The organism is Bacillus sp. AY2-1 (genome assembly GCF_008368965.1).
GTDB lineage: Bacteria > Bacillota > Bacilli > Bacillales > Bacillaceae_G > Bacillus_A > Bacillus_A thuringiensis_S.
On record NZ_QPEL01000185.1, the window covers coordinates 1 to 4,974 of the forward strand.

The following is a 4,974-nucleotide window of genomic DNA, read 5'->3' on the forward strand; positions in this document are numbered from 1 at the left end:
ATGCAGGAGGGAATTATGCAAAACGTTGTATTAAAGGGGAAGAAAGTTACAATTCGTACAATAGAAGAATCGGATATAAAAACATTATGGAATATCATATTTAAAGAAGAAAGCCCAGAATGGAAGAAATGGGATGCGCCATATTTCCCGTTCTCAATGCAAGAATACTCTTCCTATAAAGAGAAGATGCAAAATCGTTTGAAAGAAGAACCACTGTCAAATTTAATTATAGAAAATAACGGTCAAATCATTGGGACAGTCGGGTTTTATTGGGAATATAAAATGACGCGTTGGTTAGAGATGGGAGTTGTGATTTATGAGCCAACATACTGGAATGGTGGATATGGTACAGAAGCATTGAAATTATATAGAGATTTGCTATTTGAAAAAATGGAGATTGGTAGAGTAGGAATCACGACTTGGTCTGGCAATGAACGAATGATGAAAGTAGCAGAGAAAATAGGAATGAGCTTAGAAGGTAGAATGCGAAAGTGTCGTTATTATAACGGAACATACTATGATTCTATTCGAATGGGCATGATTCGTGAAGAATGGGAAGCGCTATGTGTAACGAAGGGGTGAGAAAGATTGTACGCTATCATTGCTACATTTGATCGTGTGTTTACTAATAAAATTACAGAATTACAAAATAAATTAACAAATGTAATTGGAACAAATCAATTAGCTGGAGTAGAACCTCATATAACGATTGCGGATTATAATGAGTTGGATGTTAATTTGTATATTGAAAAATTAAAGGAATTTGTAGCTATTCAAGAAAACATGTCTGCAGTCACTTTTCCTTCTGTTGGAACTTTTCCTACTAACGGTACGGTTTTTCTAGCGCCGACTGTTACCGATGATTTATTGAGACTTCATCATTTTTATCATGATCATTTCAAAACTTTTCATGATAATTCAAATTCATATTATGTACCAGGAAAATGGGTTCCGCATTGCACGATTGCGAATCATTTGAATTCAACTCATTTTTTAAGTGTGATGGAGTATATATATGAGAATTTTGATGTTACAACAGCTTCGATTGAAAAGTTAAAATTAATTAAGGTCAATTATGAAAATGGTTCTGCCGTTTCTTCTAGTATATTAGCAGAATATAATTTAAAGAGAATGGAGACATCGAGATGACATATATAATTAGAGAAATGAAGCAAGAAGATATTCAGGCTGTACAATCAGTAGCGAAAATAGCTTGGCATGATACATATGAAGGCATTATCCCGAGAGAGATTCAAGATAGTTTTTTAGACGAGGCATATTCTGATGAAAAAATGAAATATCGCCTTAAAAATACACATTTATTCGTTGCGGAAGAAGAGGGAGAAGTAATAGGATTTGCGAACTTTTCACCTGTTAGACTACAAAACGAAGCAGAATTAGGGGCAATTTATTTGTTACCAGATCAGCAAGGAAAAGGGATCGGAAGTGCTTTATTACAAAGAGGGATTAAGGCATTAAATGGGATACGGAAATTGTACATACATGTAGAAGCTGCAAATGAAAAAGGAAAACGCTTTTATGAAGCGAAAGGTTTTGCTGAATTAGAGCAATTTGAAGAAGACTTTGAAGGACATATGATGCAGACAGTAAGGATGGTTTTATACGTATAAGGAGGACTAGTAATGAAAACTTTTGATTTTAGTGAAAAAGTAGGAAAGCACTTATCAGTATTTCAATCTAATTTCATCATGTCGAAAATAGTAAACCATCAAGGAAATGTACATATCGGTGCTATGCATTTACAAGCCAATGGAATAATCGGATGTCATGAAGCAGTTGTATCTCAACTGCTTCTTATTGTGGACGGAGTAGGATATGTGTGTGGGGCAAATAAGGAAAAGGTAAAGATAGAGGCGGGACAAGCTGTGTTTTGGGAGAAGGGAGAGCTTCATGAAACAAGTACAGAACAAGGATTAACGGCAATTGTTATGGAAGCGGAGAATCTTGAACAAGGGATAGTAATGCCTATTATTCAAGGGGAGTTGTGAAAAATGATAATTAAGGCGAATCAAGAAGATACCAATGAAATATTAAAATATGCGGCTCAATCGCTTTTTGAAGGGACGAGAGGGAATTGTCAATTAAGTATCGAGAAAGCGATTGAAATTACAAAGCCGATTGTAGAAAAAGGAGCATACTATTTAATCATTAAAGAAGAAAATAAAGTAATGGGATGGATATTAATAGGGGAAAATACAGACTATTTTTCTCGTGAAAAACTTGGATTTATATATGAATTGTACGTTTTCCCAGAATATCGCGGGAGAGGATTATCGCGAGAACTGATGGAAGCTGGTATTAAGGAATTAAAGGAGAAGTATTCAGAAATTAGGTTGAATGTATTTGCTGGGAATTTTGCAAAAGAGATGTACGAAGAGTTTGGGTTTGTTGAAAGGCAGGTAATTATGACTTTGAAGTGAGTATTATAGTCGGAATGGGAGAAGAGAAAATAATGATTTAGTGGCTACTTTATCGCTGGAATTTAAAGCCAATAAGTCCTTATAAATATATAAAATAGATGGTTTGCCTTTATTTTATAGTAGATTGATAGTGTATGCTTAAAAATAAATAAATTACTATTATACAATATATCGTTATTATAGTAAAAGAGAAATTTTGGAAAAATATCATTTTTTTGTTTAGAAATCTTTAAATTATTGATATAATCAATTTGTAGAATTGATTATTGGTTAATTTTACTATTTTTAAATTTTAAGGGGGATTTAATAATGGCAGGACAAATTCGTATGTCACCAGAGGAGCTTAAATCGAAAGCGACTCGATATGGACAAGGTGCAAATCAAATTGAGGACATTTTACGTCAACTACAAAACTTACAAAATGAATTAAGAGGAGAATGGGAAGGTCGTGCTTTCGAAGGTTTTGACCAACAGTTCAATCAATTAAAGCCAAAAGTACAAAACTTCGCACAGTTATTACAAGAAATTAATATGCAGCTTAATAAAACTGCAGAAGCTGTTGCTAGACATGACGAAGATCTTTCTCGTAATTTCGGTCTACAATAAGACAGATAAAAAGAAATATATAATTTAGCCATGCAACCATACGTTGTATGGCTAAATTACTTTAAAACTAGAGTAAGATACGAAGTCTTTCATTAGATAGACTCGCAGTCGCAGGAGTGATAAGTAGTGAAAAAGTTCAAATGGAGCATCTTGTTGTTTATTATTTTAGCTCTTGTACTATCAACAGGGGTCTCCTATTTAGCATTAAATCAAAATGTTAAGAAAGCTAATGAGAATACTACACCAAAAATGACAGTTGCGTTGGTAAATGAAGATCAGGGCACTGTATTTGAGGGCAATAAAATAGCGTTTGGAGATCAATTTGTTAAAAATGTAAATAAAAATACGAAACAAGAATGGTACGTAGTTAGCCGCGGGGTAGCGGAAAATGGATTGAAAAATAATAATTACAATATGATGATTGTTATTCCAAATGATTTTTCTAGGAAGGCAGTTGCGATTGATTCAGAGATTCCAGAGAAATTAACGTTAAACTACAAAGTAAATGCAACTGGGAATAAGGATTTGAAAGCTGAGGCAGAAAATACAGCTTCTGTTATTTTAGAAGATTTCAATAAGCAAATAATCGACGTTTATTTTGCGAGTATTATCGGTAAGCTACAAGGTGCACAAGATAATATAGGTAAAATAATTGAAAAAGGAAACGTTCAAACAACTATGTATAAAAAAGATATACATAGTCCGTTAGCAAATTACACAAATCAATTTAAAACAGTACAAGATTATACAGGTGTTTCTGTTAATAGTTTCAAAGGATTTCAGGATGTTTTAAAAGGTTTCGGTCAAGCGTTAGATGAAGGGAATAAATCTAACAGTACGTACTTAGATGGTTTTAATAACTTTCAAAAAATGCAAACTGATAACAATTTATTAGCGAATAATTTCACAAATCAATTTAATCAATATATGAATGATATGAATACAGGCGATGCTTTAAAGCAATTAAGTGCATTGGAATCCGCTAATAAAATTATTTCAAATCAATTTACGTTTTCAGAGAAAGAACCAAATATTTTAACTGATGCTGCAGCAGTTCAAAAATATTTAGCAGATGTAAAAAAACAAGTATCTGAATATGATACAGAACTTGCAGGAAAGTTAGAAAGTGATATTCAAGAGACGGTAATTAAGAAGTTAAAGCAATCTATGTCGAATGATGGAAAGCAAGAAATTTTCATAAATACATTAATGAAACAACCAGATGCTCGAATAAAGAAACAAATCGAGAATTTAATTGCGAAATTACCTAGTTTAAACATGGAAGAAATCGGTCAAAGTGATTTACCAGATGCGACGAAATTACAACTGCAAAATGTAATTCAATTTACAAAAAAATATAATAAAGAAAATAATTTTTATTATGATCCTGTAAATAAAATACCTTTAGGAAACGCAATTAAAGAAGTAAAGGATAGACTTTATACAGAGGGAATTACATTTAGTGATACTGCGAAAGTAATTAAAATGGAATCTCCGCAAATTTTGAAGATAAGTATTCCAGAAGAATTTAAACTAGATGGAAGTACAGGATTCTTACATATTGATGATGTGGATCGTACAAGTGACTTTCTTCAAAGCGAAGCAGGAGAAATTACAATAGCTCCTCGTAATGAAGGGGATATAAAGATTAGCTTGGATGTGAAGTTAAAAGATCCAAACATCAATATAGATGTTTTCTCTCCTGTAACATGGCAGTGGGAATTGAGTGGGACTCATACAAAAGAAACTAGTCCTGAAAAAGAAAAACCTAACAAAGAAGATAAAGGAACACAAACGGAAAATAGCAAGGTGGAAAATGTGGTTCATAAGTCACAGTATGGCATAATGCCGTTAGTACACAATGCTAAAACGCCTATTATTAAAAAAATGGAAAACACAACAGGGAAAGATAACGGAACCGGAGGAA

7 protein-coding genes are annotated in these 4,974 nt (G+C 32.9%); all 7 read left to right on the forward strand.

What is annotated here, in order from left to right:
* Nucleotides 1–15 precede the first annotated feature (15 nt).
* Complete coding sequence (locus tag DN403_RS27860) at nt 16–582, forward strand: GNAT family N-acetyltransferase (RefSeq protein WP_001181851.1); 567 nt, start codon at nt 16–18, stop codon at nt 580–582.
* Between the two features lie 6 nt (nt 583–588).
* Nucleotides 589–1,149, forward strand: a complete 561-nt coding sequence (locus tag DN403_RS27865) for a 2'-5' RNA ligase family protein (protein WP_000270898.1) — start codon at nt 589–591, stop codon at nt 1,147–1,149.
* Nucleotides 1,146–1,631 (forward strand): GNAT family N-acetyltransferase, encoded by a 486-nt coding sequence (locus DN403_RS27870; protein ID WP_000221053.1) that lies wholly within the window; start codon nt 1,146–1,148, stop codon nt 1,629–1,631. The genes DN403_RS27865 and DN403_RS27870 overlap by 4 nt, the downstream gene beginning before the upstream one ends.
* Nucleotides 1,632–1,643: 12 nt before the next feature.
* Complete coding sequence (locus tag DN403_RS27875; RefSeq protein ID WP_000846433.1) at nt 1,644–2,009, forward strand: cupin domain-containing protein; 366 nt, start codon at nt 1,644–1,646, stop codon at nt 2,007–2,009.
* Between the two features lie 3 nt (nt 2,010–2,012).
* On the forward strand, nt 2,013–2,441 hold the full coding sequence (locus tag DN403_RS27880; protein WP_137073835.1) for a GNAT family N-acetyltransferase: 429 nt from the start codon (nt 2,013–2,015) through the stop codon (nt 2,439–2,441).
* Nucleotides 2,442–2,750: 309 nt separating this feature from the next.
* Entirely contained in the window at nt 2,751–3,047 is a 297-nt protein-coding gene (locus DN403_RS27885) for a WXG100 family type VII secretion target (RefSeq protein ID WP_000918601.1), read from the forward strand.
* Between the two features lie 126 nt (nt 3,048–3,173).
* The coding region (esaA, locus tag DN403_RS27890) for a type VII secretion protein EsaA (protein ID WP_149185984.1) at nt 3,174–4,974 on the forward strand (1,801 nt) is incomplete at its 3' end.